The organism is Rhodohalobacter sp. (assembly GCF_034521535.1).
In the GTDB taxonomy this organism is placed as follows: domain Bacteria; phylum Bacteroidota; class Rhodothermia; order Balneolales; family Balneolaceae; genus Rhodohalobacter.
Window position 1 is genome coordinate 190,061 of record NZ_JAXHMF010000006.1, and the last position, 26,806, is coordinate 216,866.

Consider the following 26,806-nt stretch of genomic DNA (forward strand, 5'->3'; position numbering starts at 1 on the left):
TGTTAATGAATTAAAGTTTTACCTCACAGACAAAATTTAATGCCAGATAATTTTATTACGCTCACCTTTCCTGACGGTGCGAAAAAAGAGTACGAAAAAGGGATATCAGGATATGAAGTTGCAGAAAGCATTTCCAAGGGATTAGCTCGCAACGCATTAAGTGTAACCGTCAACGGTTCTATTAAAGATCTTGACGCACCTATCACAGAAAATGGAACCATTGAAATTAATACGTGGGATTCTGAAGACGGACAGTATACATTCTGGCACTCCTCGGCTCACTTGCTCGCAGAGGCCGTACAGGATCTTTATCCGGAAGCCAAGTTTGGAATAGGCCCTCCAATCGAAAATGGATTTTATTACGATATAGACTTTGGAGATAAGACTGTTGGTTTAGATGACCTTCCGGAAATTGAGGAGAAGATGATTGAACTTGCCCGAAATAAATCGGAGTTCAAGCGGCGTGAAGTATCTAAAGAAGAAGCCCTCTCCTTCTACAAAGAGAAAGGAAATGAGTATAAAGTAGATCTGATTGAAGATCTGGAAGACGGAACAATCACTTTTTACGAGCAGGGAGAATTTACGGATCTCTGCAAAGGTCCGCATATTCCCAATACTTCACTGATCAAAGCAGCTAAGCTGACCAGTATTTCCGGGGCTTATTGGCGCGGTGATGTAGACAGTGAACAGCTTACTAGAATTTACGGGATTACTTTTCCCAAGCAGAAGATGCTAAAGGAACATCTTGAGCAGCTTGAAGAGGCCAAAAAACGGGATCACAAGAAGCTTGGCAAAGAACTTGGCATTTACATGATGGACCGTATGGTTGGCTCCGGCCTTCCGATGTGGCTTCCAAATGGAACCGTATTAAGAAGAACCCTGGAAGCTTTTCTGCGTGATGAGCAGAAAAAACGAGGGTACAAAGAGGTCATTACACCTCACATTGCAAATATTGAACTTTACGAAACATCCGGACACTATCCCTATTACAAGGATTCGCAGTTTGATCCGATGGAAGTTGACGATGAGAAGTACATGCTCAAACCGATGAACTGTCCGCATCATCACAGAATTTATTCCAACGAACTGCGCAGTTACCGGGATCTTCCCCTTCGTTTGGCCGAGTTCGGTTCAGTTTACAGATACGAGCAGAGTGGTGAATTAAACGGTCTTTCCAGAGTGCGGGGTTTTACCCAGGATGACGCACATATTTACTGTACTCACGATCAGCTAAAAGATGAGATTAAGAACACCATTGAGCTGACTCAGTTTGTGTTTAGTACGTTCGGCATGCCGGTTGATATTCGTCTCTCCTTCAGGGATGATAACGACAAAAAATATGGCGGCAATAACGAATATTGGGAACGTGCTCAGAAAGAGATCAGAGAAGTAGCCGATGAGATGGAGCTTGATTATAAGATCGCAATTGGTGAAGCCAGTTTCTATGGTCCAAAAATTGACTTTATTATCCGGGATGCTATCGGACGTAAATGGCAGCTTGGAACCGTACAGGTAGATTATGTGATGCCGGAGCGGTTTGATCTGACCTATGTGGGATCAGACAACAATAAGCACAGACCGGTGATTATCCACAGGGCACCTTTTGGGTCTATGGAAAGATTTGTAAGTATTTTGATTGAACATTTTGCAGGAGATTTTCCGCTTTGGCTCTCACCTCTTCAGATGAAAGTGCTGCCTATTTCGGAGGATTTCAACGAATATGCAGAGAAGTGCGCTGCCAAATTTGAAAAAGAAGGTGTTCGGGTAGAAACCGATACACGATCTGAAATGATTGGCGGAAAAATTAGGGATGCAGAAAATGCAAAAATTCCCTATATGTTAATAGTTGGAGCCAAAGAGCAGGAAAACGACACCGTATCGGTTAGAAGACACAAAAAAGGCGATATTGGAACGTTTTCGCTAGATGAATTTTTCAACAATGTGATGGAAGAGATAAACTCAAAGTCACTAACTTCTAATCATAACTAAAAATACAGAGGATTACTTATCGCAAGACCACGACCAACAAGAAGACCACGGAATGACGACAAACCGAGGGTGAACAATGAAATTCGGGCTTCAGAAGTGAGGTTAATTAGACCTGATGAAGAGCACGAAATCGTTTCAGTTGAAAAAGCCCTTGAAATTGCAGAGTCATTCAAGATGGACTTAGTAGAAGTTGCGCCGAATGCAAATCCACCCGTTTGTAAGGTGATCGACTTCGGTAAGTTCATGTACGAAAAGAAGAAAAAGGAGAAAGAAGCCAAGAAAAAACAACATACCATTCAGGTGAAAGAGTTGCGGTTTCGCCCTACCACTGATGATCACGATCTGGAGTTTAAAACACGCCATGCAAGGGAGTTTTTGGAAGATGGCGACAAAGTTAAAGCTACCGTTCAGTTCAGAGGCCGGGACATGCTCTATACAGAACAAGGTGAAGAGCTTCTCAATAATCTCGCTGAAGAACTTAGTGACGTAAGTAAAATTGAATCGAAGCCTACCCTGGAAGGCCGTAGAATGATCATGATACTTTCACCATCAAAAGATTAAAGTTTGACTTTTATCAGAACTCAAACATTTTTATCTTTCTGTTCTTTATAATTTCAGACAATTACGCTAATTATGCCTAAAATGAAATCGAACAGTGGCGCCAAAAAGCGTTTTAAAATTACCGGTTCCGGTAAAATTAAGCGCAAGAAAGCTTATAAGCGTCATATTTTGACTAAGAAAACATCGAAGCGGAAAAATAACCTCGGAAAAGATGCATTGGTTGACAAAGCTGATGAGTCTTCAATCAAGGATATGCTCCCTTACGGTGGTAAGTAAAGTAATTTAATTAAATCAATAACATTTAAACGTTAAGTAAAAATGCCACGATCTAGAAATCTGGTGGCTTCCCGTCGCCGTCGCCGAAAAATATTAAGTAAGGCGAAAGGCTATTGGGGCAGACGCAAAAACGTTTACACCGTTGCCAAAAATGCGGTAGAAAAAGGTCTTCAGTACCAATACCGCGACAGAAAGGTTCGTAAAAGAATGTTTCGTCGGCTTTGGATTACGCGTATAAATGCAGCTGCTCGATTAAACGGAACCACTTATGCCAAGTTTATTCACGGCATGAAGCAAAATAACATAGAGATTAATCGAAAAATGTTGGCCGACATCGCTGTTCGCGATCCGGAGACATTCGCTGCTATTGTCAAAGAAGCAGTAAACTAATTGTTATTTCATGTTTATAGCCGGCAGATCTTATAAGGTTTGCCGGTTTTTTTTTATCTAATTTTGAAGCTACAATCTATAACCCCCTTCACAAAGACTTTAAAGCGAATATCGGCATGATCGACACCATTGATAAGATCAAAAAAGAGATTCAGGATTTTAAAATAACCAACGAAGAAGAGCTGGAAGCTTTCCGTTTGGAGTTTCTTTCCAGAAATGGAAAAGTCCAAAACATGTTCGGTATGATGGGTAAAGTACCCAATGAGAAAAAGGCCGAGGTTGGAAAAGCGATGAACGGCGTTAAAGTTCTCGCTCAACAGAAATTTGATGATGCTCAGCTGAATCTCAAAAAATCTTCCCAAAAGGAATTCGGTGCCGCCGATGACATCACACTGCCTGTAGAACCTACCTACAGTGGGTCTTACCATCCGCTTACTCAAGCACTTAACGAGATGAAGCAGATATTTTTGAGACTTGGTTTCAACATTGCTGACGGACCGGAATTAGAGGATGATTTTCACAATTTTACGGCTTTGAACTTCCCGCCTGATCACCCGGCACGTGATATGCAGGATACTTTTTTCGTTAGAAAAACAGATGATCAAAGCGAACAGGATTTGGTTTTAAGAACTCATACCTCCCCTGTTCAAATCCGTTTGATGAAAGACCAGAAGCCGCCATTGCGATCTATCATGCCGGGACGCGTTTATAGAAATGAGGCCGTTACCGCAAAATCCTATTTTCAGTTTAACCAGGTTGAAGGGTTATATGTTGATAAGAATGTAAATATGGGCGAGCTGATTGAAACGCTTGTCATGTTTGCAAAACTGATGTATGGCAGTGATGTTAAATATCGCGTGCGTCCCTCCTTTTTCCCGTTTACCGAACCGAGTATTGAAATGGATGTATGGTGGGAGAATGAAAAAGGCGGTCAGTGGCTCGAAATCCTGGGTGCGGGAATGGTTGACCCTAACGTTTTTGAATCGGTTGACGTGGATCCCGAAATATATACCGGTTTTGCCTTTGGAATGGGTGTAGATCGAATTGCGATGCTTCGCTACGGAATTGATGACATTCGACTGCTTTATGAAAACGACCTCCGATTTCTGGAGCAATTTAAGTCGTAATAAGTATATCTACCATTCAAAACAATTTCTGATTACCAAAAATCTATAGTTTTACTGTATGGACATCTCTTACAACTGGTTAAAACAGTACATTGATATTGATTTAACACCGGAAGAAACCGCTGACAAGCTGACTCTTTCCGGACTTGAAGTGGAAGGCCTGGAACAGATCGGATCCGATTTTGAGGGATTTGTGGTCGGCGAAGTTCTTGAAGTGAAATCCCATCCTAATGCGGACAAACTCCAAATTTGTGATGTTAACCTGGGTGATAAAGAAGTTCAAATCATCTGCGGTGCTCCTAATGTTGCGGCCGGACAAAAAGTACCCGTAGCTACCGTCGGATCTGTCATGCCGGTTCCAATGGAAGATGGAAGCTATCTGAAAATTAAGAAAGCTAAACTCCGCGGTGAAAAATCAAACGGAATGATCTGCTCTGAATCTGAACTTGGACTGAGTGATGACCACTCCGGGATTATGGTACTCAATTCAGATTTGAAAATTGGGACTCCGCTGAAGGAAGCGTTAAATGTAGAAAAAGACACCATTATTGAAATCGGTCTTACCCCCAATCGCCCTGATGCAGCTTGCCATGTTGGCGTGGCCCGAGACTTATCAGCACTGACAGGTAAGCCCCTCAAAAATCCATATACCGACCTGACAGCCAAAGATGGATCCATTGATGAACATATCAACATCTCTATCAAGGATGAAGATAAGTGCCATCGCTATGTAGGAATGATGGTTAAGGGTGTGGAAATTAAAGAGTCACCTGCCTGGCTCAAGCAGCGATTAAGTGCTATTGGTCTGCGTCCCCGAAATAATGTGGTGGACATCACCAACTACGTACTGCACGAAATCGGACAGCCACTTCACGCTTTCGATTACGATAAAATTGCTAACAAAAAGATTGAAGTTAAAACCTTTGACAAGAATATTAAATTCACCACCCTGGATGACGTTGAGCGCAATGTACCAAAAGGCTCTCTGTTTATCTGCGACGGAAACGGTCCTGTGGCAATCGCCGGAGTAATGGGCGGTGAAAACAGTGAAGTGTCCGATTCAACTACAAACATTCTGATAGAGAGTGCCTATTTTGAACCCTCTTCCATCAGAAAGACTTCAAAAAGCCTGGCGCTCCAAACTGACAGCTCCTATCGCTTTGAACGAGGCATTGATCCTGAAATTCAACTGAAAGCGGCTCAGCGGGCAGCTGAGTTGATTGTGGAGTTAGCCGGCGGGGAAATTGTTGAAGGCTTCACAGACGCTCATCCGGTTAAATTCGAGCAGAGAGAAGTTACGCTTCGTCTTTCACGAATCAACCACGTGTTGGGCACAAGCCTAAGCCTGAAAGACGCTGAAAAGATTCTAAATGATCTGGAGTTTGAAACTACACTTTCAGGGAAAGAAGAACTGAACTGCAAGGTTCCTTCATTCCGACCGGATGTATCCCGTGAAATTGATCTGATTGAGGAAGTAGGCCGTATATTTGACTACAATAACATTCCTACACCGACAACATCTCCGTTTTTTACTCCTGAGACACTTTCAGAAACTGAAGTTTACCATCAAAAAATACGTGAATTTGCCCGTAGTTTAAGCTACAAGGAGATTACAACAAACTCCCTCCTGTCTCAAAATGAAGCGGATGTGCTGGCTGACAAAGAACTTCAGATTGCAACGCTTAATCCCGTTTCTCAGGAGAATACAACACTGAGGACACATCTTTACGGCGGGTTTTTAAAATCAGTGCGATATAATTTAAACCGGAACGCCGAAAATATTCGATTCTTTGAAATCGGCCATGTTTTCAGAAATTCCGACAAGGATAACAGCACATGGATTAAGGGTGTTCAAGAACACACACGTCTCTTAATGGGTGTTTGTGGTCAGAAGAAAACTGCAGACTGGCTTGGTTCCAAAGAGCCATACTCTGTTTTTGACATCAAGTCGGATCTTGAATCTTTGATACGATACTTGAGTATCGACAAGCAAATTGCTCGGGAAGCTGTGGATAACTACACTCTTCATTATACTTTGGATGGGAAAAAAGTAGCCACCCTCCTTCAAGTTGATGAAGAGAAGCTCAAGAGTTTTGATGTTGAGCAGGATGTGTTTGTTGCTGAAGTTGATCTCACAACACTTTTTGAGCTGGGTGCCGGCCGAACCGAGACCACATATTCTCCGGTAGCAAAATTCCCGTCTTTCGAATTTGACGCGGCATTTACCGTCGATAAATCCATCCGCGCGGGTGAACTCTCATCGGCAATTCATAAATCTGCGGATGAAACCCTGAAATCCGTTTCGGTTTTTGATGTTTATGAGGGTAAAAATATCGGAGAAGAGAAAAAAAGTATTGCATTTCGTCTCACTTTTTTAGATCCTAATAAAACGTTGACAATCAAAGATGTAGAACCGAAAGTTCAAAAAATTGTTCAATCTTTGGAGAACGACTTTGGAGCAAAACTGAGATCTTAAAAAAGCTAACACTATGGCTGTCAGTGATATTCAAAAGGAGACCTTTTTCAATCTTCTTGAACAGATTCGTACAGAGGTTCAAACTCTGCGAAAGAAAAATAAAGATCTGAGTCGCGATAACCTGAAGCTGAAGTCGAAACTTGAAGAGATCCAGAAGGAACAGACAGACATCTTCTCTTCTATCAGTGAATCGGAGCGCATAGCCATGAGGCACAAAGTTGACGGACTAATCGAGAAATTGGATAAACACTTAAACAGCTAGTATGGAGTCCATAAAAGTAAACATCATGGGTAAGCAGATTCCTCTTAGAGTAGAGGAAAGTGAAGTTGAAAATACCCGGAACATTGCTCAATATGTGGATGAAAAGTTCAGGCTTTATAGAAATCAATTGTCCAATCAGCCCGACTCTACCGTAATGATTTTAGCTTGTTTGAATATTGCTGAAGAGGTATTCGAATTGCGATCCAAACTGCAGCATCAGGATGATAAAGAGAGTGAATTGATGGATCACGTAAATCAAAAACTTGAAGATTTTATCAACGATTTATCATAATTTTTATTTAATAGAATCTTTTACCGGTATTTCTCGTTCTTGGCTTAAAGCAACTACTATTTTTCATTATATCTGATGTATAAAGGCGAACGCTTCAACTCCATTTCCCACCTGATAGGCACGATTGCTGCAGTTGTCGGTTTCTTTGTTTTAATGTATATAGCCGTGAGTCAGGGTGATCCATGGAAAATCGCTTCCTTTACTATCTATGGAGTTACGTTAATTATGCTCTATCTATTTTCTACTCTTTATCACAGCTTTAGAGGGCGCTGGAAAAAAATCTTTCAAAAATTTGATCACATTGCCATCTATCTGCTGATCGCGGGTTCCTATACCCCTTTTACACTGGTAACCCTTCCGGATAGCGTGGGCTGGACTTTTTTCGCAGTCATCTGGGGACTGGCCATGATTGGAATTGTTATCGACCTGCTTCCTCAAAAAGGGCATAGAATATTACCGCTTATTATTTACCTACTGATGGGATGGCTTGTTATGTTGGTTATTGAGCCGCTGACTCAAAATTTACCTTCTTTGGGTTTCGAGTTTCTGATCGCCGGAGGAATGTTTTATACCATGGGTGTGATCTTTTATGTGCTCGACAGCAAACACAAGCTTGCTCACGGAATCTGGCATCTATTTGTTCTCGCAGGAAGTGTGAGTCATTTTATTACTGTAGCAATGTTTGTTTGATTATTGCCTCGCCAACCATTTGTTATGGTTCTGCCCTCTACTTTCGTTACCTTTCCGCTGATTTTTTAATGATTTAAATTTTTTAGATGTCCAAAAAGCTTAAGATTTTTTTTATTTCTGATATTGTTGGCGAATCCGGTTTAAATTTACTCGAAACCATGTTCCCACCCATCCGCGACAAATACTCACCTGATTTTATTATTGCAAACGCTGAAAACTCTCATGAGGGACGCGGAGTAAACCGTTCTATTGTACAGCGGCTATACGATTTGGATGTTGATGTGATTACAGGCGGAAATCATTCATTCGACAAATGGAAGATATTTTCATATATGAAAACAGATGAAAAACTGCTGCGTCCAATGAACTACCCTAAAGGAAATGCCGGATATGGTTATGGAATTTATTCTGTTAAAGATTCAGACCTGAAAATCGGAGTTTTAAATCTTCAGGGCAGAACATTCATGCCGCAAATCGACGATCCTTTTTCTACCGGGGACTGGGCATTAGAGAGAATCAAACAGGAAACAGATATTGTTTTTGTTGACTTTCATGCTGAAGCTACTGCAGAAAAGCTGGCTTTTGCATGGGATTTTGACGGTAAAGTCTCGGCCGTGATTGGAACTCATACTCACATTCCCACCAATGATGCGAGAATTCTGCCTAAAGGCACCGGATATCTGACAGACGCCGGAATGACCGGCCCCTTTGATTCTGTAATTGGAATGAATAAAAAAACCTCGATCAATCGCTTTCGATTGGGTACTCCGCAAAGATATCAAGTAGCTGATAAAGACAATCGCATGTGTGGCGTCTACCTCGAAATAGATCCGGGTACAGCAAAATGTACACACATTGAACCTGTGATTTTCCCTGAATTTAATAACACATCTACATCATGAGCTCATCTGATTCAATCGTTCTTCAGTGTGAGAATATCCACAAGAAATTTAAATCTGAATCCGGAACAGAGGATCTGCACATTCTCAAAGGCGTTGATTTAAGTGTCAAGTCTGCTGAAATGATCTCTATTGTGGGCTCGAGCGGTTGCGGAAAAAGTACATTACTCCATATTCTTGGAGGGCTGGATCACCCAAACGATGGCTCCGTTTACTGGAATGGTGAATCCATTTATGATTACAAAAAGGATAACCTGGCAGATTTAAGAAATAAAAGTGTAGGCTTTGTCTTTCAATTTCATCACTTGCTTCCGGAGTTTACGGCCATCGAGAACGTAATGATGCCTGCTTTGATCAAGGGAGAGAATCAGAAAGTGGCTGATGAAAGAGCAGCAGGTTTACTTGATCGGTTTGGATTGCAAGATCGAATTTATCACCGGCCATCCCAGCTTTCCGGCGGAGAACAACAGCGGGTATCTATGGCGAGAGCTTTAATGAACAATCCCTCCATAATTTTGGCAGATGAACCGACCGGGAATCTGGATGAAAAGAATACCGAAATTATTCTGGACCTGCTTTTTGAGCTTAGAGAAACAGAACAGGTAACCCTGGTTCTAATCACTCATGAAAAGGAGATCGCTCACCGCTGCGATACCCTCTACTCTCTTCAGTCCGGTGTGCTTGAAAAAGAAAACTGACCTTACTTAAAACTTGGTTAAATGCACAAACAATGATATTTTTGAAAGTCTAAATATCATCCTAAAAATCTACTACAGAAACAGTAATATTACATTAGCAGAATGAGTAAACGACTGAAAAACGAAGAACTGGAACAGGATCTACTGATTGAATACACTTCCAGATTTGTACACTTCTACAATCAAAATAAAGCAGCCGTATTAGGTGGTGGAATTGGTATTGTACTGGTGATAGGGTTAACCATTGGATATTTCGTGTATTCTGCTCAACAAGAAACCCAGGCACAAAATCTGCTGGGTATTGCAGAACAGGCTCTTCTTGAGGGAAATTATGAAACTGCTCTAAATGGTAACGAAGAAGAGTTTACTCTCGGTTTTGTTCAGATTGCTGATAACTACCCCAGAACAGATGCCGGTAACCTTGCCAACTATTATGCCGCTATTTCCGAATTTGAGCTTGGCAACCTGGAATCAGCTTTGAATTACATTGAAAACTTCAAGAAGCCCGAAGGAATTATCGGCGTATCCCCTGCTACTTTTCACGCCACCGTTCTTTTAGAATTAAATAAATACGAAGAAGCAGCGTCCATGTTTGAAGAAGCCGCAAACTGGGATGAGAATAGTGCCACTACTCCATTAAATCTTTATGAAGCAGCTCTTGCTTATCAAGAAGCCGGTTCAAACCAAGAGGCTAACAGAGTTTTAGATCAAATCTTACAGGACTATCCTAACAGCCAGACTGCAAGTAAAGCACAACGCCTGAAAGGTTCGTTAGCAGTAAGAGGCTAATACCTATTTCTTAAATGAATTTTCAAAAGAGTGATTCTAACTAAAAGGATCACTCTTTTTTTATTTCTCAGTTCGCGATAACCGGGCGGCATATTCAAGACAGGCTAATAAAGCTTCTCTCCAAATCCGGATAACCAGCCAATATTTCATCAATTCTCATATCCGAAGCCAATAAATCCGGCATGGTGTCAACCGGATAACGTAATCCACAAATCGTTGGTTTGCCGTGACAAATATCCTGTTTTATCGTAATTCTATTTAATATTCTGACAAAACAGTTTTGATTACCTTTCCTGTTTCGTCGAGCAGTTCAAGTTTAGGAGTATTCACAGAGTCTACATAAAGTCGCAGCCGGTCTGTCCCAAATTTATCCTGGATGAATACGCCGGTTTCTGTGTTGTAATTTCTTCCAATAAACATTCTGGGCGCAGTTATGGGTTTTCCGTTATTTCTTTCCTGTAAATAGTCCAGTTTTTGCTGGTAGGTATATCCTTCACTGTCCAGGGAATCCATAACGCTATCCAAAACAGGCAGTGTAAACTCCTTATCTCTGTCCCATAGCTGCAGGCCATAGCGATTACTTCCATCCTCTTTGGTATAATGCATGTACTGCATCACCTGATCGTTTTTGTATTGATCAACTGATAATACAAATGTGGCTCCCTCTTCTTCATTTCCCGAATAAAGGAGTCCACCAACTTCGTCTTGTTCCTCGTTAAAAAAGATAATTCCCGGATCTCTGACTCTTTCATCTAAACGCTCACCGTTCATCATACCAGGGTGCTGCTCGCTGCTGTTACTGATTACCATTTTCAGGCTACCGTCAGGTTCCACAATATTGATACGTTCAACGGTAATTTCTTTAAGATTTTGGTTGCTGCCATGTATAGTAAATCCTGACAGTAAAACAGTGATGACAAAAAAGGTCAGCGTGATGGCATAAATGATTAAAAACAGAGTTGTCTTTTTCATGATATGTAGAAATGAATTTATCGAATAGTGAAACGACGCGGCATGTTAACCGTGTGGTGAGCTATAGATTCAGTTTGAAGAACACATGAAACTACAATTGCAAGCTGGTTAAGTTCACATTTGTATTACGTTTAACTGATAGGATGTTAGATTGCATTGTCAACCTATTGCTCTTTTTTCTTTAAATGAAGTATGACTCTAAAGTCAAAGACATGACTAATCTAAATACGTTTATTTCATCAGGTACTTTAATGGGCTTTCAACTTCATAAAAACCGGATTCTTTGGCGAATTGATTTAATAAATAGTTATGTCCAGCCCCATAAACGACAAGAATTCGATCGTCCGGTGATTCTGTAAAACGAATAATATTCGTTAAGATTTTTAAATTACGCTCGTACCACCAAGACAAATAATTGGCACCTACATATTCATCTTCCTTGCCAATGCGGAGAAATTTAAAATAACCCTGATGACTTTTTTTGTTAGCAACAGGTTCATTCCTTGCCATTAAGTTTTCAGTTATCGTTCGGGATGTTATTTTTTCAGCTGAATTTTTTGCAATATCCTCATTGTCCTCATATAAATTATTTAGATACTCATTTAACCGGGGATGTTGCCTGGAATAGCTTTCGTAGTTGTATAAAGGATCTTCCGGAAATATCCCCCAATCAATACAAAAGACTTTTTTATGCCCTGATTCCTTTGCCAGGCGATAACCTATTTGATGAACTTCACTTCTTGTGAGTTCAAAGTTTCCCGACAGGTAATCATTATATTGCTCGACAATTTTGGATTGATTTTTATAATCACACTCCAAAGCGATTTTTGTTGGTTTAAATGTTTTAAGCTTATCGATTAGTTCAAGCATCTGTCTTTGCCTTTCGGGCGAAGTTACATCATCCACATCAATATTGATGACATTACTGCTTGTTGTAGCCATGTGATAGGTTCCAAGAATAACCAACGTTGGTTTATTATTAGCGGTTTGTTCAACATGACCGAATTGAGCTTTTGTAATTGCAGGAATACTAATCAAAAACAATAACTCCCAAAAAACGAATATGAATGTGTGATTTTTCATAATCAGAAATTAAGTTTATTACTGCAGTTCTATTTTAATACTGAAAGAACTTCTAAAGGTTACAAACTATTTAAAAGATATGCCTGATTATTGGGCAATAAGCCCTGAATGTTTATTCCAACTATCTTGATCGTGCTGAAACCGCGATGAAGAAATAAACTCCTCCAAGCAGCAGAAAAGACAGCCAGGCAAGAGCGTATAGCGTTGCCGTGGCTTAAAGCCGAAGGAAGCTACGATTGGTAGACGTCGATCAAGTGGATCGTAGCAAACAGATATGCTTTCACCCACTTCGTAAAGTTCTCCTCCTGCGCCAATTTTGTTTGTAAAGTGCTGCTTAGACCAGGTTGGTCCGTAAACTCCATAACTGGGTAGTAGAGCAGCTCTGAGGTCTTTCGCGGTGCTGACTTCATAGTCTCGGTTTCATAGTCAACAACAACGCCCTGACCCTTAATGCGCTTGATAAAGCGGAATTCTGACCAGTATCAGACTGATTATACTCTCTACAGGCTATCGCTCATCGTCCGATTTATCCGGCCCATCCTCAAACCGTTTTCTTAATTTAACCGGCTCGCTGGCATCCTTTTTCTTTCGAATTCTCATATTGATGATCTCCACTAACAGTGAGAAGAATACAGCAAAGTAGATATACCCTTTAGGTACGTGGACGTCAAATGCTTCAATCATCAGCATAAAGCCGATTAAGATGAGGAAAGAGAGCGATAGTATTTCCAGGGTTGGGTGCTTTTTAATGAATTCGCTTATGGTCTTGGCAAACACGATCATCACTCCAATAGAAATTGTGATGGCAATAATCATCAGTAATACCTCTTCAGTGAGGCCGATTGCAGTGAGAATACTGTCGAAAGAAAAGATAATATCTAACGCGACGATCTGGAAAAGAACCCGCCCGAAAGTTAAAAGTTGTTTTTTCCCTTTTTCATCATGCTGCCCCTCCATTTTATGGTGAATTTCAACCGTACTTTTGAATATGAGAAAGATGCCACCGGCAAAAAGAATTATGTCTCTGACACTAAAATCATTGTCAAATAGAGAAAATAGCGGCTCGGTAAACCCGATGATCCAGCTAATACTCAGAAGCATCGCAATTCGAAACACAAGTGCTAAAATAAGTCCGGTGGTTCTTGCTTTCTGCTGCTGATTGACCGGCAGTTTGTTCGATACAATGGAGATGAAGATGATGTTATCGACACCGAGAACAATTTCAAGAAAAGTGAGGGTTAGGAGGGCAATCCAGCTTTCGGGGCTAAGAAAAATTTCCATATAATAATTTTGAATTATTTTATCTCTTTAAGTTTATCCAAGATACAGATTGAAATCGAATTCTACAGTAGTAGAGACGATAAGAGTATTGATGGCAAGATATGTCTCAATTCTTTAATTTTTTTATTAGATCAAAAGATTAAGCATGGAATCATAGACGATTGTCTTAGTCTTGTTGCTTAAATCAGTATGAATTGTTAATCAGCTTTTGAACCAATCTGATTATTATCCATACTCATTTATTCTTTTTGACGATTATAGTCTTCCCGTTTTATAACGGCTCTTGGATTGTGCTGCAAGTTCGTTAATTTTATATTCGACTCCGTTGCCAGAGCTGGTCAGCACGAAGCCATTGTATTGTTATGATTACTTCTTCGATACTCATTCCCAAAACAACCAGAAGTTTCTTAAGCGCTGGTTGATTATTCGATTCAGTAACGTATAAATACCCTTCTTTATCTACCCATACTATATCATTATCCGGGGGGAAACCCGTATTTAGTTCTTCAATGACTCCAAATTTTTCAAGCCGTCCCTTTTGGAAGTCAAAAATTTCTACCACAAAATTTAAAGACGTCTTTTCATCATCTGCATCTCGCCAATATGTATGAGCAAACCTGCCATTGTTGAGCAAATAGAGCCCACGAGATCTTGAATGAATTTCAATGCCTATCAACCCCTGTCCTTCAGGATGGATGCTGGAATAACTTGCTTTATTATGAGTTTCAGATGTTGTTTCATGGATTGAATACGATTTTTCAATATTCTGATACCCACTCAATTTCTCTCTCATTTGCCACTCATTATCCATACGCTCATATATAAATATTTCCCCTTCATAAACCTCTGGCGTATAGGCCACTAAATTATCATTTAACGCGATTGCTGATCCTTCCATCATGCTCGACAATAGTGAGCTAAACTTCTGATCAGTTTCAAAAACATCTGCTTCATGAATCAAACTTTCAGTAATTTCTTGCTGATCAATATCAAACTCATGAATGATATAGTCATTTTTTAACATCGGCATTAATATTGAGTTCGAACTCAGCATTCGAAACCATTTTGTCGAACTGCTAAAATCCATTGTAATAGTTTCACCAATCTCGCCATTGCTTTGAAACGTAATGGCTCGGGCCAACATATAATCATACGCGAATAGCTTCCCGTCGTCTAAAATTGCCATTCCATAAATGGATTGAAATTCGCCTGGACCTCTTCCTTCACCCCCAAGCGTGTTTAATAGATTGCCTTGATTATCAAATTTATAGATGATGGATTGCCATGGATCAACTGAGTAGATAATACCATCATCTGATACAACAGTCCGACCAAGCTCGCTAAATGTTAATTTTTGCTCAGGTATGTCATTTTGATCGGAAGTAATACTGAAGAGTTCTTTGACCTCTACAGTTCTGTTGTGATAATCAGAAGTTTGTTTGCCGTGTTCATTGCACCCAATCTTTATCAACAGAACCAATGAGAAGGAATTAAAGATGAATACTCTCATAAATTGATTATTAGTAATTATAACATATACTTATACGACACAAATCTTACAGTCAATCTCCAATAACATTACATGTTCCGACGATACTGCCCGCCCACTTCGTAAAGCGCTTGTGATATCTGGCCCAGTGAAGCTACTTTCACTGTTTCCATCAGTTCTTCGAAGAGATTACCGTTTTGCCGGGCCACTTTTTTCAGTCGTTCCAGTGCTTCATCGGCTTCATTTTTATTTCGCTCCTGAAATGCTTCCAGATTATTGATCTGCTGCTTTTTCTCCTCTTCAGTGGAGCGTATCAAATCAACTTCCCGTTCGTCTTCTTCAGAAGTGCCTTCGCTCTTGAATGTATTCACGCCGATAATCGGTAGCTCACCGCTGTGTTTTTGTGATTCGTAATAGAGGCTCTCCTCCTGAATCTTTCCACGCTGATACATACTCTCCATGGCGCCCAATACTCCACCGCGATCCGTAATTCGGTCGAACTCTCTTAAAATTGCTTCCTCAACCAGGTCGGTGAGCTCTTCAATGATATAGGATCCCTGAAGTGGATTTTCGTTCTTTGTCATGCCCATCTCCTTGTTGATGATGAGCTGAATGGCAAGCGCCCTCCGTACAGATGCTTCAGTTGGAGTTGTAATGGCCTCATCATAGGCATTGGTATGCAATGAGTTGCAGTTATCGTAGATGGCCATTAACGCCTGAAGCGTTGTACGAATATCATTAAACTGAATTTCCTGGGCGTGAAGTGAGCGTCCGCTGGTTTGGATATGGTATTTCAGCTTCTGAGAACGCTCATTCGCCTCATATTTATTCTTCATGGCAATTGCCCAAATTCTTCTGGCAACTCGGCCAATAACCGCATATTCCGGATCAAGTCCGTTGCTGAAGAAGAACGACAGGTTATGCGCAAAATCATCAACATCGAGTCCACGGGAAAGATAATATTCTACATAAGTAAATCCGTTGGACAGCGTAAATGCTGCCTGTGTGATCGGGTTAGCACCTGCTTCCGCAATGTGATACCCGGAAATAGATACCGAGTAATAATTTCTGACACTGTGATCGGTGAAGTATTTCTGCATATCCCCCATCATTTTCAAGGCAAATTCTGTAGAGAAAATACAAGTATTCTGCGCCTGATCCTCTTTTAGGATATCAGCCTGAACCGTACCCCGAACAACTCTGAGAGCCTGCTCCTTAATTTTTTGATACGTTTCATTGTCAATAAGCTGATCACCTGATATTCCCAGTGTGCCCAGCCCGAAGCCATCACTGTTTGAAGGGAGATCTTCGGCATACCCCGGTGCAGGAAGCTTTTTCTGCTTGAATATCGAATCAATTTTCTTTTTAGCTTCGTCCCATTTGCCCTTTTCCTTCAAATACCGCTCAACCTCCTGATCAATCGCGGTATTCATAAACATTGCCAGGATCATCGGAGCCGGGCCGTTTATGGTCATCGACACAGAAGTAGTGGGTTCTGTCAGTTCAAACCCTGAATAGAGCTTTTTCATGTCATCCAGCGTACAGATACTCACACCGGAATTTCCAATCTTTCCGTAAATATCGGGCCGGTAAGCCGGATCTTCACCGTAGAGCGTAACGGAATCAAATGCTGTTGAAAGACGTGCAGCCGGCATTCCCTCACTCACGTAGTGAAAACGCTTGTTGGTACGCTCGGGAGTTCCTTCACCGGCAAACATTCGGGTTGGATCCTCTCCCTCCCGCTTAAATGGAAATACACCGGCAGTGAAAGGGAAATATCCCGGCAGGTTTTCCTTTAAGGCGAACTTCAACCGATCTCCAAGATTTTTTGTTTTGGGCATGGAAATACGCGGTATCTTGGTCCCACTAAGGGATTCCCTAAACAGTTCATTTTTAATGACTTTGTTTCGAATTTTTACATCAAATGAATCTTTACGATAGCGATCATAAAGATCATCCCAGCCATCAAGTATTCTCTTTGGAAGCGGATCGAGCTTCACCGACCAATGCTCTTCCATCTCCTCCATTTTTGAAATCATCAACTCTTTCTCATCCGGATTCCAGTTCTTAACCTGTTCGATCGTACCGCGAACCTGATCAAGCTTTGAAGCGATATCTACCTGCTCATCCGTCCATTGATGATAATTCTCAATCGTTTCAGTAATTTCAGAAAGGTAGCGCTGTCGCTTTCCGGGAATGACGGCCTGCGTATGGAGATCCTCGGCGGGCTCACTATTTGTATATAACTCAGGAGTCCATCCAAGTTCAAAATGATGGTTTACTCTGTCTACAATCGCAGCAAAGAGCCTGTGTACACCTTCATCATTGAATTGAGCCGCGATGGTCGGATAGACCGGCATCTCTTTCGGATCGGTGTGAAACTCACCCCTGTTTCGCTGAATCTGTTTTCTGATATCGCGCAGCGCATCCAGAGATCCCTTCTTCTCAAATTTGTTCAACACTACAATTTCAGCCAGATCAAGCATATTGATCTTTTCAAGCTGGGTAGCCGCGCCATATTCGTGGGTCATAACATAAATTGGAATATCACAGATATCCACAATCTCAGTTCCACTCTGACCAATACCGCTTGTTTCAACGATAATCAGGTCAAAACCGGCAGCTTTGTAAATTTCGATCGCTCCCTTAACTGAATCACTGATCGCCTTATTCGAAGCTCGGGTAGCCATGCTCCTCATATAAACCTGCGGAGTATCGATGCTGTTCATTCGAATGCGATCCCCTAAAAGAGCTCCGCCGGTTCGCAATTTAGAAGGGTCAATTGAAATCACACCGATGTTCAGTTCCTTAAACTCGGTAATAAACCGGCGAATAATTTCATCCGTAAGTGAACTTTTTCCTGCCCCACCGGTTCCCGTTATTCCAAGTACAGGAATTGATTTATCTGATTGACCTACATTTTTTCCAGATAGTTTTAAACCCGTCTCATCAAATGAAGCGATATTGCTTTTTTGATTCTCCAAAGCCGATATCGTTCGGGCAATGGCGTTTGTCTCTTGTTGAGTAATTCCGGCAGGATCAACCGGAGATACCTCAGCGGTATCAAAATCGCACTGCTCCATCATGTAGTTAATCATTCCCTGAAGCCCCATCGTGCTTCCATCATCAACAGAAAAAATACGGGTAATGCCGTATTCGTGAAGCTCTTTAATTTCGCGGTCTACAATCACACCACCACCGCCGCCAAAAACTTTGATATGCGAAGCATCATTCTCCTCCAGAAGATCAATCATATATTTGAAATACTCCATGTGCCCGCCCTGATAGGAACTGATTGCAATCCCCTGGGCATCCTCCTGGATGGCACAGTTTACAATTTCGTGGACCGAACGGTTATGACCCAGATGAATCACCTCAGCTCCAGTACCCTGTAGAATACGCCGCATGATGTTTATACTGGCATCGTGACCATCAAACAGACTCGCTGCTGTTACAAACCGTATTTTATGCGTTGGAGTGTATTTTTCAGATGACTGAGCTCCGTTTGCCGCGGACTTTTTGGATGAAGAGCCTTTCTTTGTAATAGTTCCTTCTGACATAAAACGTAGTCTGGTTATTATAAATTCTGAGTAATGGAAGCGATTTCAAAGATAGGCAATTTATGGGAAAATATTGAGCACCGGATGTGAGTTTGCAGGCAGAAAGCCTCTAAGGAGTGAAGAGAGAAGTGATTTTATAATTCCGAAAAAACCCTCCTGGAGTAAACAACTCTTGGAGGGTTTTAAATTTAACTAGAACTACCGGATAGACTGCAAGATCGTGCGGTTAAACTCTTCCGGCTTTTCGATCATAACCATATGGCCGGCGTCGTCAATCTCAACAAGGGAACTATTGGGAATCAACTGATCACCTTTTTCAAAAACTTCGGAAGGGAAACCCGGATTGAGATATCGGTTCGGAATGAGTCCGTCGTATTTGCCGTAAATGATGACTGTTGGCACATTCAGGTCAGATAAGAAGCCTGATGTCGGTTCATCAATCATGGCGCTGACTGAGTTTACAACAGTGTATGCAAATTCACGCATCTCCGGCTCGTCTTTTGCCATTCTCACCCTCTCTTCAACCATCCACTCCCATTCAGGACTCCATTTGTAGAAATTTATGGAAAGATTAGCTCTTACCTGCGGTTCGGTTGCATTAACAATTCCGTCGATTGAAAATGCATTGGCCAGCCATGCCCCTTCACCCGGTGCAAACGTTTCAATACCGGCAGGTGCCGCCAGGATCAGCTGATCAATCGCATCAGGATAGTTTAATGCCAGAGTGATACCGATTTGTCCTCCCATAGAATGTCCTATATAAATTACATTCTCAAGAGAGAGTTCATCCATCAAATTCACAAGCTCTTTAGCATAATAGTCCATTCCATATGGATAATCTCCTTTATCAGACTTTCCGTAGCCCGGCAGATCAATCGCCACCACCCTGTAATCCTGTGCAAGGGCATCTATGTTGTATCGCCAGAAACCGGCATTACTGGCCAATCCATGGACCAGAAGTAGGGTCTTATCTCCTGAACCCTCATCAATGTAGGCTATGGACGGCTCTGATTCGGTAAACTGCACATCATAGCCATAATCAATATCCTCAAATGGCAGCGGATCGCTGTCGGCATAACGAATACCAGAACACCCGGCAATGAAGAGTGCAGCGAGGAAAATTGAGCATAAGAAATATAATCTATTCATCTTGGTCTCCTTTAATTGAACATTAACCAACTCAGTGACATGAACACCACCCAGGGATCTTGCGGGTCTGTACCCTGAAAGGTTGATGCGGGTGCATCATAAAAATCACCTGTAAATGCATAGCCGGCATTTAACCCCAGCGTCAGAAATACCTTCAGGTCATATTTCAGTTCCGCATTAATCTCAGTTCCGATGTGATTTCCTCCTCCGGCCAGCGTATAGTTGCTGAATGCAATTGCTCCGCCGAGTTTGGCTCTGAATTTATGTGGGATCAGATCTTTCATCACATTCACCGTTCCTCCTGCAACTCCCAGCCCCATATTTGAAATATCATGAACCATCGAGTAGTAGCGGCTTACGACCTGTGGATCGGGAAATAGGAGAAGAGAGCGATGAGCACTGTATATGCCTACAGGTGAACCCCATACGTTTCCGGTATAAACACTGTTTATCGTACCATTTGATACTCCATCCCCGTCTCCTGTGGTAAAGATTGCCTCTGCCCAGATTTTGTCATTATTCGTCATACCGTATCGATAGGACACAGAAGCATTCGACGATAAACCAAACATGTCAATGTTGTCCACGTCCGGGTTTTCCGGACTGACAACTCCCAGGTTGGCTATGACATATGCATCAAACTGCAGTGAACCGTGAATAAAATTACGGTTCCAGTTCATATTGGAACCCAGCCAGGCGATGTCTGCTTTGTATCTCTGGTTTGATCCCGGAAACTGAATGCGCGGCGCTCCGTTATATTCGGCAAGTGCACTGGTTAATCCCTGACCCAGAATGGAGATCCCTCCTGCCCCTTTTGCTGTATCTCGCAGGTACCAGGCGCTGAATCCAAGTTCAAGTTTATGGTGAGGGCGAGTCATAATATCCGCCATCGTAATAAAAACATCCTGGTCGCGACTTACCTGATTCTCCCATAATTGAAAGATCCCAAGCCGTGCGTTTATCGCCTGATGAGGCCTTGCAAACCAGCTGACACCGGTCGCCTGGGTGCCCCAGAAAGAGAGCTTATAGCCTGTATTCTGAAACAAGTCCAGTCCTTCAACATTGGGGTCATACGGGCTGTCAAAAATGCGCTGCATGCCGATAACCAGGTTCCACCAGCTGTCTTTTGGCCTTAAATCCACGTTAGCCATCAACGTCTGTAAATTCACCTGTCCACCACTAAGGCCCCCACCTCGGTTGTTTCCAACACCGTATGACTGATCGCCCCAGGTATAATCAATCTTAAAAAGACCGCGAAACGTGGCATATCCATCCAGTATGTTTGGTCTGTAGATGAACAATGGAACAAAACGCTGTTCCGTATAAAAAGCAGTACGATCCACGGTTTCGGTAGAGTTTCGGCCAAACATCCGGCCAATAACCTGCCCCTGAAGCACATCATTTGTCGGGGTTACGTTAGATAAAGTTGTTCTTAGGAATGAGTAACCGATAAATTGAAGCTGACGCGGTAACGGATCACTCAGGCGCTCTTTTTCTGCCAGTTCCTTTTCAGTTTTTGAAATATTCTGATCATCAGCGGCACGTTCCCGCATCTGAGCATGAGCTGTCGCCAAGGATAGCAGCAGAATAGTTAAAATTATTTTTTTCATGTCAATAGGGTTACGGAATGTTGTTGTTGAACATCAGTTTGATTTGATCCGGCTATCAGAATCGGTCCCGTTTATATAAAAAAACACGGATGTTACTGAAACATCCGTGCAATTTACATGCTATTGCTTTACAAAGGTTTGTACCCAATAAGTACCGGTTTGTTGGCCACCGATTACCGTACTGCCAAAGCCGCCTTCCACTGTAGGTGCAGTTGCCCCGATATCCGGGTCAGTCTGAATCACCTCATAAGTCATGGTGTTGCCGTCAATCTCAAATACACCTTCTGAAACAACGGATACAGGCTGTGCTTGCTCAAGCCGAATGGATCTGATTCCTGATGAGGTCTCCTCACCTGTTTCATAAGTTCCTGTAAAGGTCACTTCCGATCCGCTTTCGTCTACTGAAACCACTACGTATGAGTTATCCTCATTAAATACTGCTGTAATGCTTTCGGTACTAGCAAGATCTTGCAAGCCCTGAGCTACATTATCACCTTCTGAAATCCAATCTCCTACAATTGGATCTACAGGATCAATATCGTCGTTCGAAGTGCTGGTTCCGCAAGCGTAGCCCATAAAAGCCAGACCTGCTACCATAAGAATTATTGTTAATCGTTTCATGTTAATCACCTTAGTTCTAGTTGTGTTTATTGTTGTTTTGATGGTAATAAGAGGGATATTCCTTCGGCTACCAGTTCTCTGCTTTGATTGGTGCAGCCGGTTCGAAAAATCACGCGGTTATTATCTTTTAAAATTTCTTTCACTTCTACAAAAGCCGTTACGGTATCACCGATAAAAACCGGTTTCAAGTACTTCAATTCTTGTGAAGCGTAAAGAGCACCGGGACCCGGCAGCTTCATCCCAAGAACTGCAGATATTAAACCCGATAACATAGCACCGTGTACAAGCGGCTTGCCAAACATTGTTCCGGCTGCATACTCTTCATCTAGATGAAGCGGATTCATGTCTCCGGTGAGTTCGGCAAACTGAATGACATCTTCCCTGGATATCATTTTTGAATACTCTGCCTGCTGGCCAATTTTCAGGTCGTCAATTGTTTTTAGTTTCATGACTTCTCCGTATCCCTGAGTTTACGTTTCAATATTTTACCACTGTCGCTTTTTGGCAGCTCATTCAGAAACTCGTAGTGTTTGGGCACTTTGTATTTGGCCAATTGACTATAGCCCCACTCAATCAGTTCTTCCGGTGTAGCGCTCTCACCTTTTTCCAGCACGATAAAAGCTTTTCCGCTTTCTCCCCATTTTTTGTCCGGCACCCCTATCACTGCGATATCCCATACGGCCGGATGTTTTCTGAAGGTATGTTCTACTTCTGCCGGATAAACATTTTCCGCTCCGCTGATAAACATCTCTTTTTTGCGGTCAATCACGTAGAAGTAGCCCTCTTCATCAACCCGCACAATGTCTCCGGTATACACCCAATCATCCTTGATCGCTTTTTTAGTTTCCTCCGGATTGTTCCAGTACTCCTTCATTCGGACCGGTCCCCGAAGAATCAACTCGCCTGGCTCTCCCTGTGTAACGTCCTCTCCATTATCATCCACTACCCTTGTATCAATATAGAAATTTGGAAATCCTATGGACCCGATCTTCCGTACAGAGTCATCTTCATTAAGGGAAAAAACATTTGGCCCGAACTCAGTTAAACCGTATCCCTGCCTCACGGGTACTCCTTTGTCCTGCCATATCTCTATCAGGTTTACAGGCATCGGTTCCCCGCCCACAATCGCATACCGTACCGATTCAAGAGAACTGCTTTTAAATGAATCCGCCTGATACATCATATCCATCATGGTCGGTACACCAAATAGAATCGTTACCTTTTCTTCATCACACAGCTGAAGGATTTTGTCAGCATCAAACTTCTTCATCAGAAGCAGTGTGGCTCCGCGATGCAGCATCGGTGTGGTGAGAACGTTCCAACCGCCCGTGTGGAAAAACGGGGCAAACGTGACCGTTACATCATTCTGGGTCAGGTTCAGCCTCAGGCCGGTATTGATCGAATTCCAGAAAAGCATCTTGTTGGTAATTACAGCTCCTTTCGGCTTTCCTGTTGTACCGGAGGTATAGAGAATCATACAAGCATCTTCAAACTCACCGGCATGTTCAATCTCCTGAGTTTCTCCCCCCTCATTAAACAGAACGCTCAGACCGTCATCACCATCAAAAGACACGATGTGTTCAGGCCTGTGATCAATTTTTTGAATTGTTTCTGAGAACTCTTCCCCATAGATCAGCAATTTGGCATCGGTATCATCAAGCTGATATGAGATCTCAGGTGCAGCCAGCCTATAGTTGAGTGGCAACATAATCGCTCCCAGCTTCTGTATGGCAAAGAAAAGTATGACATACTCTATACTGTTAATTGAGAGAATGGCGACCCTGTCCCCTTTCTGAATGCCATAATCACTTCGCAGAATACCGGCAGCACGATTCACACAAGCGTTCAGACCGCTGTAGCTCAGTTCAGAACCGTCTTCAACACTTTTAATGGCGGTTTTAGCAGGCGCATAAAGTGCCCATCGTTTGATCCAGTCAATCTCTATATGATTCTCTGTTCTACTCATTCTGACTCCTTATTCAAATGATTAATGAAATGCTTTAAAAATTCTTCAGGTTTCTCAATAAAGGGAGTGTGTCCGGTATCTTCCATCACCACTTCATTATAAACTCCACCTTTCTCTTCATAATTTTTTAGAACTGCGCGCGTCTGGCTCACCATCGGTTGCGGCGGAAACAGGTCTTTTCCCGGATAGCCCGGTATGAGACCTGAACTTCCCAGGGTTCCCATGTCAAACAGGGAGTGATCCGATACAATTTTATCATCAGATCCCCTGATCCACAAGATGGGCGGTTTCACTTTTGCATTTATAATTTTTCCTGCCAAACCTTTTAAGTATAATGGAGAGCAAGCATTGACAGGTCCGAAACTTCCAGGTGCCATAAATGGCCAGTTCTTTGATGAGCTGGAATCACCCGGGTATCTTTGATCACCAATTTTCATTTCCAATACACCATCCAATAGTTCTTCTTCACGCTCCGGCCGAAACGGTGGCTTCCAATAATAACTGTTCATCACAGATCTGGGACTTTCGTTTGGATCGTTTTCTGTACGATCCTTCTCCAGGATTTTTCTGGCAAAACCCGGATTTGCAACTCCGGCACCGGTACCTGCATAATCTGCCACTGTCGGTTCACCTTCCTCACCTTTAGTACCACCAAACCCATAAGGAGAAACTGGATTAATCAGCGTAACAGAACGTATTCTTGAACTGAATTCAGCAAGTAATCCGTAAACAACTCCGCCACCCATGCTGTGTCCTGCTACATGAAATCGGTCTGTTCCAAGGTGATCCATCAAACCGATTATATCTTCGGTTTGCTCCATAAAGCCCCGAGTGGCATCGATCAACTTGTCTTCTGTTTTTCCGTAACCCCGAAGATCAGGGGCAATCAAGTTAAATTGGGCCGGAAGCTTCTCCATGACTTCTCTCCAAAAAACTGATGAAGATGCATTTCCGTGAACTAAAAGAATTACATCGCCACTCACATCTCCGTCGCGCTGAAGAGCGTGGATTTTTAATCGGTCGGTTTTGTAATATGTTGATTCGATCGGATTCATTTCTCCTCCACCTGATCTTTCGGTGTTGGACTTTCATCCACGGGTTTGATTGATTTTCCTTCAAAAAATGAGATTACCAGAACAGTGAGTACCGAGAAGATTATAGCCACTGCGGCCGCTACACCGGGATTTTCTCCGGTTGATTGCGTGAAAGGAACCGGGAGCATCGCATAATACATTGTAAAATGGGTCATCACAGCTACAACAGATGCAGAAAAAACGGCTTTCAGACTTACATTCTTGAAGAACATCCCGAACATTATTGGTACAAATGCCGCAGAGAAGTATGCATAAACTCCATTCTGAGCAAAAATCCCAACACTCAGTTTTGGATTTACGATCTGATCCCAGGAAATTATAATCGTTGCAATTGCCATCAGCACAATGACCCCTTTATTGATCATCACCGACCGGTTTCTCTCACTGTTCATGCCAAGTCTATCGCCGGCAAGCGGTTGTAAAATATCTTTCGTAACGGTTGTGGAGAGAGTCTGGATAAGGCTTTCCAGGGTTGAAAGTCCGGCAGAGATAAGTCCCATCACTACAATCAATCCAATAAATACCGGAAACTCCCGAACCACATACGCCGAAACAAGATCATCCATTGCAAGAGGTTCTCCGCCAAAAGTAAGATCTGGAAAGCTCAGGCGAATGTAGAGTCCGACTGATACAACCGAGAAGAAAATTAATTGGGTGATTATACCCGTGGTCAGATATTTATTTACATCGTCATCGCTTTTCAACAGAAGTGATTTCGTGATAATATGCGGCTGACAAATGATGGCTATGCCTACAATAAACTGTGCGATAAATATTTCAAAATAATCGCGGAAGAGAAAACTGTCGTCGTTTGTGGTTGAAATAAGTTTTGGGTCAATTGCCGCAAGTTTATCCAGAAAGGCATGAACACCGTTACTGAAATGTTCGTAACCTGATCCTAAAAGAATGAATGCAACGATCAGCATTAATACGGCCTGAATCGCATTGGTATATACCATAGAGTTGGCACCGCCAAACATCATATAGCCAAAAACAAATGTCACAATGCCAATCAGCGCATAAAATTCTGGAATATTAAGCGTGTTTGCCAGTACCTTGGTCAGACCAACACTGATCAATACAACAAAGGTAATGAGCAGAAGCGAGAGGAAGCCGAAAAAAATGCCGAATTTCTTGCTTTGGTATCGCGTTTCCATCCATTGCGCCATTGTTAGCGCCTTTACCAGCTTTCCGTGTTTACGGAATCCTTTGGTCAGGACAATTAGGGAGAGCAATGCTGCTATAGGAAGTGCAATGGCCATCGACAGAATACCGCTTATTCCGTAAAGAGCTACAAATCCCGGATTGATGATAAACGTAGCGGCACTGGTGATGGATGCGGCAAGCGATAATCCCACTGCATAGGGCGAGAACATAATGCTTCCCAGCGCGTAATCGTCAATATCCTTGACATTTTTTGCGCCACGAATCACAAAAAAGAGAATCGTCAGTGCGTAAATTCCTAACAGAATCCACCCTGCCGTTACCATTTGTTCAGATGCCAGTTCCATTATCTTAGTTCATCTTGGTTA

At 42.2% G+C, this 26,806-nt stretch carries 26 protein-coding genes; 12 read left to right on the plus strand and 14 right to left on the minus strand.

Going from position 1 to position 26,806, the window contains the following annotated elements:
• Nucleotides 1–39 precede the first annotated feature (39 nt).
• The 12 genes from thrS (at nucleotide 40) to U5K35_RS13215 (ending at nucleotide 10,449) form a co-directional block, all read left to right on the plus strand.
• Nucleotides 40–1,989, plus strand: coding sequence for a threonine--tRNA ligase (thrS, locus tag U5K35_RS13160; protein WP_322571952.1), 1,950 nt, complete (start codon nucleotides 40–42; stop codon nucleotides 1,987–1,989).
• Between the two features lie 18 nt (nucleotides 1,990–2,007).
• The gene (infC, locus tag U5K35_RS13165) at nucleotides 2,008–2,550 is read left to right on the plus strand and encodes a translation initiation factor IF-3 (protein ID WP_322572675.1); all 543 of its coding nucleotides are present in this window, start codon (nucleotides 2,008–2,010) and stop codon (nucleotides 2,548–2,550) included.
• A 72-nt stretch (nucleotides 2,551–2,622) separates the two neighbouring features.
• A complete protein-coding gene (gene rpmI / locus U5K35_RS13170) occupies nucleotides 2,623–2,826 on the plus strand; it encodes a 50S ribosomal protein L35 (RefSeq protein WP_322571953.1) in 204 nt (67 codons plus the stop codon).
• A 42-nt stretch (nucleotides 2,827–2,868) separates the two neighbouring features.
• Nucleotides 2,869–3,216 (plus strand): 50S ribosomal protein L20, encoded by a 348-nt coding sequence (gene rplT, locus U5K35_RS13175; RefSeq protein WP_322571954.1) that lies wholly within the window; start codon nucleotides 2,869–2,871, stop codon nucleotides 3,214–3,216.
• 116 nt (nucleotides 3,217–3,332) lie between these two features.
• Nucleotides 3,333–4,343: a phenylalanine--tRNA ligase subunit alpha gene (gene pheS / locus U5K35_RS13180; protein WP_322571955.1), complete on the plus strand. Its 1,011-nt coding sequence runs from the start codon at nucleotides 3,333–3,335 to the stop codon at nucleotides 4,341–4,343.
• 58 nt (nucleotides 4,344–4,401) lie between these two features.
• Nucleotides 4,402–6,819 (plus strand): phenylalanine--tRNA ligase subunit beta, encoded by a 2,418-nt coding sequence (gene pheT / locus U5K35_RS13185; RefSeq protein WP_322571956.1) that lies wholly within the window; start codon nucleotides 4,402–4,404, stop codon nucleotides 6,817–6,819.
• 13 nt (nucleotides 6,820–6,832) lie between these two features.
• On the plus strand, nucleotides 6,833–7,081 hold the full coding sequence (locus U5K35_RS13190) for a hypothetical protein (RefSeq protein WP_322571957.1): 249 nt from the start codon (nucleotides 6,833–6,835) through the stop codon (nucleotides 7,079–7,081).
• Between the two features lies 1 nt (nucleotide 7,082).
• Entirely contained in the window at nucleotides 7,083–7,373 is a 291-nt protein-coding gene (locus U5K35_RS13195; protein WP_322571958.1) for a cell division protein ZapA, read from the plus strand.
• Nucleotides 7,374–7,448: 75 nt separating this feature from the next.
• The gene (gene trhA, locus U5K35_RS13200; RefSeq protein WP_322571959.1) at nucleotides 7,449–8,063 is read left to right on the plus strand and encodes a PAQR family membrane homeostasis protein TrhA; all 615 of its coding nucleotides are present in this window, start codon (nucleotides 7,449–7,451) and stop codon (nucleotides 8,061–8,063) included.
• A gap of 86 nt (nucleotides 8,064–8,149) precedes the next feature.
• A complete protein-coding gene (locus tag U5K35_RS13205; protein ID WP_322571960.1) occupies nucleotides 8,150–8,965 on the plus strand; it encodes a TIGR00282 family metallophosphoesterase in 816 nt (271 codons plus the stop codon).
• Nucleotides 8,962–9,660 carry an ABC transporter ATP-binding protein gene (locus U5K35_RS13210; RefSeq protein ID WP_322571961.1) on the plus strand — a complete coding sequence of 233 codons (699 nt, stop codon included), beginning with the start codon at nucleotides 8,962–8,964 and terminating at the stop codon, nucleotides 9,658–9,660. The genes U5K35_RS13205 and U5K35_RS13210 overlap by 4 nt, the downstream gene beginning before the upstream one ends.
• 102 nt (nucleotides 9,661–9,762) lie before the next feature.
• On the plus strand, nucleotides 9,763–10,449 hold the full coding sequence (locus U5K35_RS13215; protein ID WP_322571962.1) for a tetratricopeptide repeat protein: 687 nt from the start codon (nucleotides 9,763–9,765) through the stop codon (nucleotides 10,447–10,449).
• Nucleotides 10,450–10,543: 94 nt separating this feature from the next.
• Here U5K35_RS13215 and U5K35_RS19790 read toward each other — a convergent pair whose 3' ends face one another.
• The 14 genes from U5K35_RS19790 to U5K35_RS13280 all read right to left on the minus strand — a co-directional run bounded on the left by U5K35_RS19790 (nucleotide 10,544) and on the right by U5K35_RS13280 (nucleotide 26,785).
• A complete protein-coding gene (locus tag U5K35_RS19790; protein ID WP_416221649.1) occupies nucleotides 10,544–10,714 on the minus strand; it encodes a DUF433 domain-containing protein in 171 nt (56 codons plus the stop codon).
• The gene (locus U5K35_RS13220; protein WP_322571963.1) at nucleotides 10,708–11,421 is read right to left on the minus strand and encodes a hypothetical protein; all 714 of its coding nucleotides are present in this window, start codon (nucleotides 11,419–11,421) and stop codon (nucleotides 10,708–10,710) included. The genes U5K35_RS19790 and U5K35_RS13220 overlap by 7 nt, the downstream gene beginning before the upstream one ends.
• A gap of 231 nt (nucleotides 11,422–11,652) precedes the next feature.
• Nucleotides 11,653–12,504 (minus strand): DUF5694 domain-containing protein, encoded by an 852-nt coding sequence (locus U5K35_RS13225; protein WP_322571964.1) that lies wholly within the window; start codon nucleotides 12,502–12,504, stop codon nucleotides 11,653–11,655.
• A gap of 230 nt (nucleotides 12,505–12,734) precedes the next feature.
• Complete coding sequence (locus U5K35_RS13230) at nucleotides 12,735–12,914, minus strand: hypothetical protein (RefSeq protein ID WP_322571965.1); 180 nt, start codon at nucleotides 12,912–12,914, stop codon at nucleotides 12,735–12,737.
• 97 nt (nucleotides 12,915–13,011) lie between these two features.
• A complete protein-coding gene (locus U5K35_RS13235; RefSeq protein ID WP_322571966.1) occupies nucleotides 13,012–13,785 on the minus strand; it encodes a TerC family protein in 774 nt (257 codons plus the stop codon).
• Between the two features lie 310 nt (nucleotides 13,786–14,095).
• A complete protein-coding gene (locus U5K35_RS13240) occupies nucleotides 14,096–15,295 on the minus strand; it encodes a 6-bladed beta-propeller (RefSeq protein WP_322571967.1) in 1,200 nt (399 codons plus the stop codon).
• A 68-nt stretch (nucleotides 15,296–15,363) separates the two neighbouring features.
• Nucleotides 15,364–18,834 (minus strand): methylmalonyl-CoA mutase family protein, encoded by a 3,471-nt coding sequence (locus tag U5K35_RS13245; RefSeq protein WP_322571968.1) that lies wholly within the window; start codon nucleotides 18,832–18,834, stop codon nucleotides 15,364–15,366.
• 198 nt (nucleotides 18,835–19,032) lie between these two features.
• Nucleotides 19,033–19,983, minus strand: coding sequence for an alpha/beta hydrolase (locus U5K35_RS13250; RefSeq protein ID WP_322571969.1), 951 nt, complete (start codon nucleotides 19,981–19,983; stop codon nucleotides 19,033–19,035).
• Between the two features lie 11 nt (nucleotides 19,984–19,994).
• Complete coding sequence (locus U5K35_RS13255; protein WP_322571970.1) at nucleotides 19,995–21,593, minus strand: hypothetical protein; 1,599 nt, start codon at nucleotides 21,591–21,593, stop codon at nucleotides 19,995–19,997.
• A gap of 120 nt (nucleotides 21,594–21,713) precedes the next feature.
• Complete coding sequence (locus tag U5K35_RS13260; RefSeq protein WP_322571971.1) at nucleotides 21,714–22,214, minus strand: hypothetical protein; 501 nt, start codon at nucleotides 22,212–22,214, stop codon at nucleotides 21,714–21,716.
• A gap of 26 nt (nucleotides 22,215–22,240) precedes the next feature.
• Nucleotides 22,241–22,663: a MaoC family dehydratase gene (locus U5K35_RS13265; RefSeq protein WP_322571972.1), complete on the minus strand. Its 423-nt coding sequence runs from the start codon at nucleotides 22,661–22,663 to the stop codon at nucleotides 22,241–22,243.
• Nucleotides 22,660–24,180 carry a long-chain fatty acid--CoA ligase gene (locus tag U5K35_RS13270; RefSeq protein WP_322571973.1) on the minus strand — a complete coding sequence of 507 codons (1,521 nt, stop codon included), beginning with the start codon at nucleotides 24,178–24,180 and terminating at the stop codon, nucleotides 22,660–22,662. The genes U5K35_RS13265 and U5K35_RS13270 overlap by 4 nt, the downstream gene beginning before the upstream one ends.
• Complete coding sequence (locus U5K35_RS13275) at nucleotides 24,177–25,235, minus strand: alpha/beta hydrolase (RefSeq protein ID WP_322571974.1); 1,059 nt, start codon at nucleotides 25,233–25,235, stop codon at nucleotides 24,177–24,179. The genes U5K35_RS13270 and U5K35_RS13275 overlap by 4 nt, the downstream gene beginning before the upstream one ends.
• The gene (locus U5K35_RS13280) at nucleotides 25,232–26,785 is read right to left on the minus strand and encodes a sodium/pantothenate symporter (protein ID WP_322571975.1); all 1,554 of its coding nucleotides are present in this window, start codon (nucleotides 26,783–26,785) and stop codon (nucleotides 25,232–25,234) included. Before U5K35_RS13280 ends, U5K35_RS13275 begins: the two co-directional genes overlap by 4 nt.
• Nucleotides 26,786–26,806 lie beyond the last annotated feature (21 nt).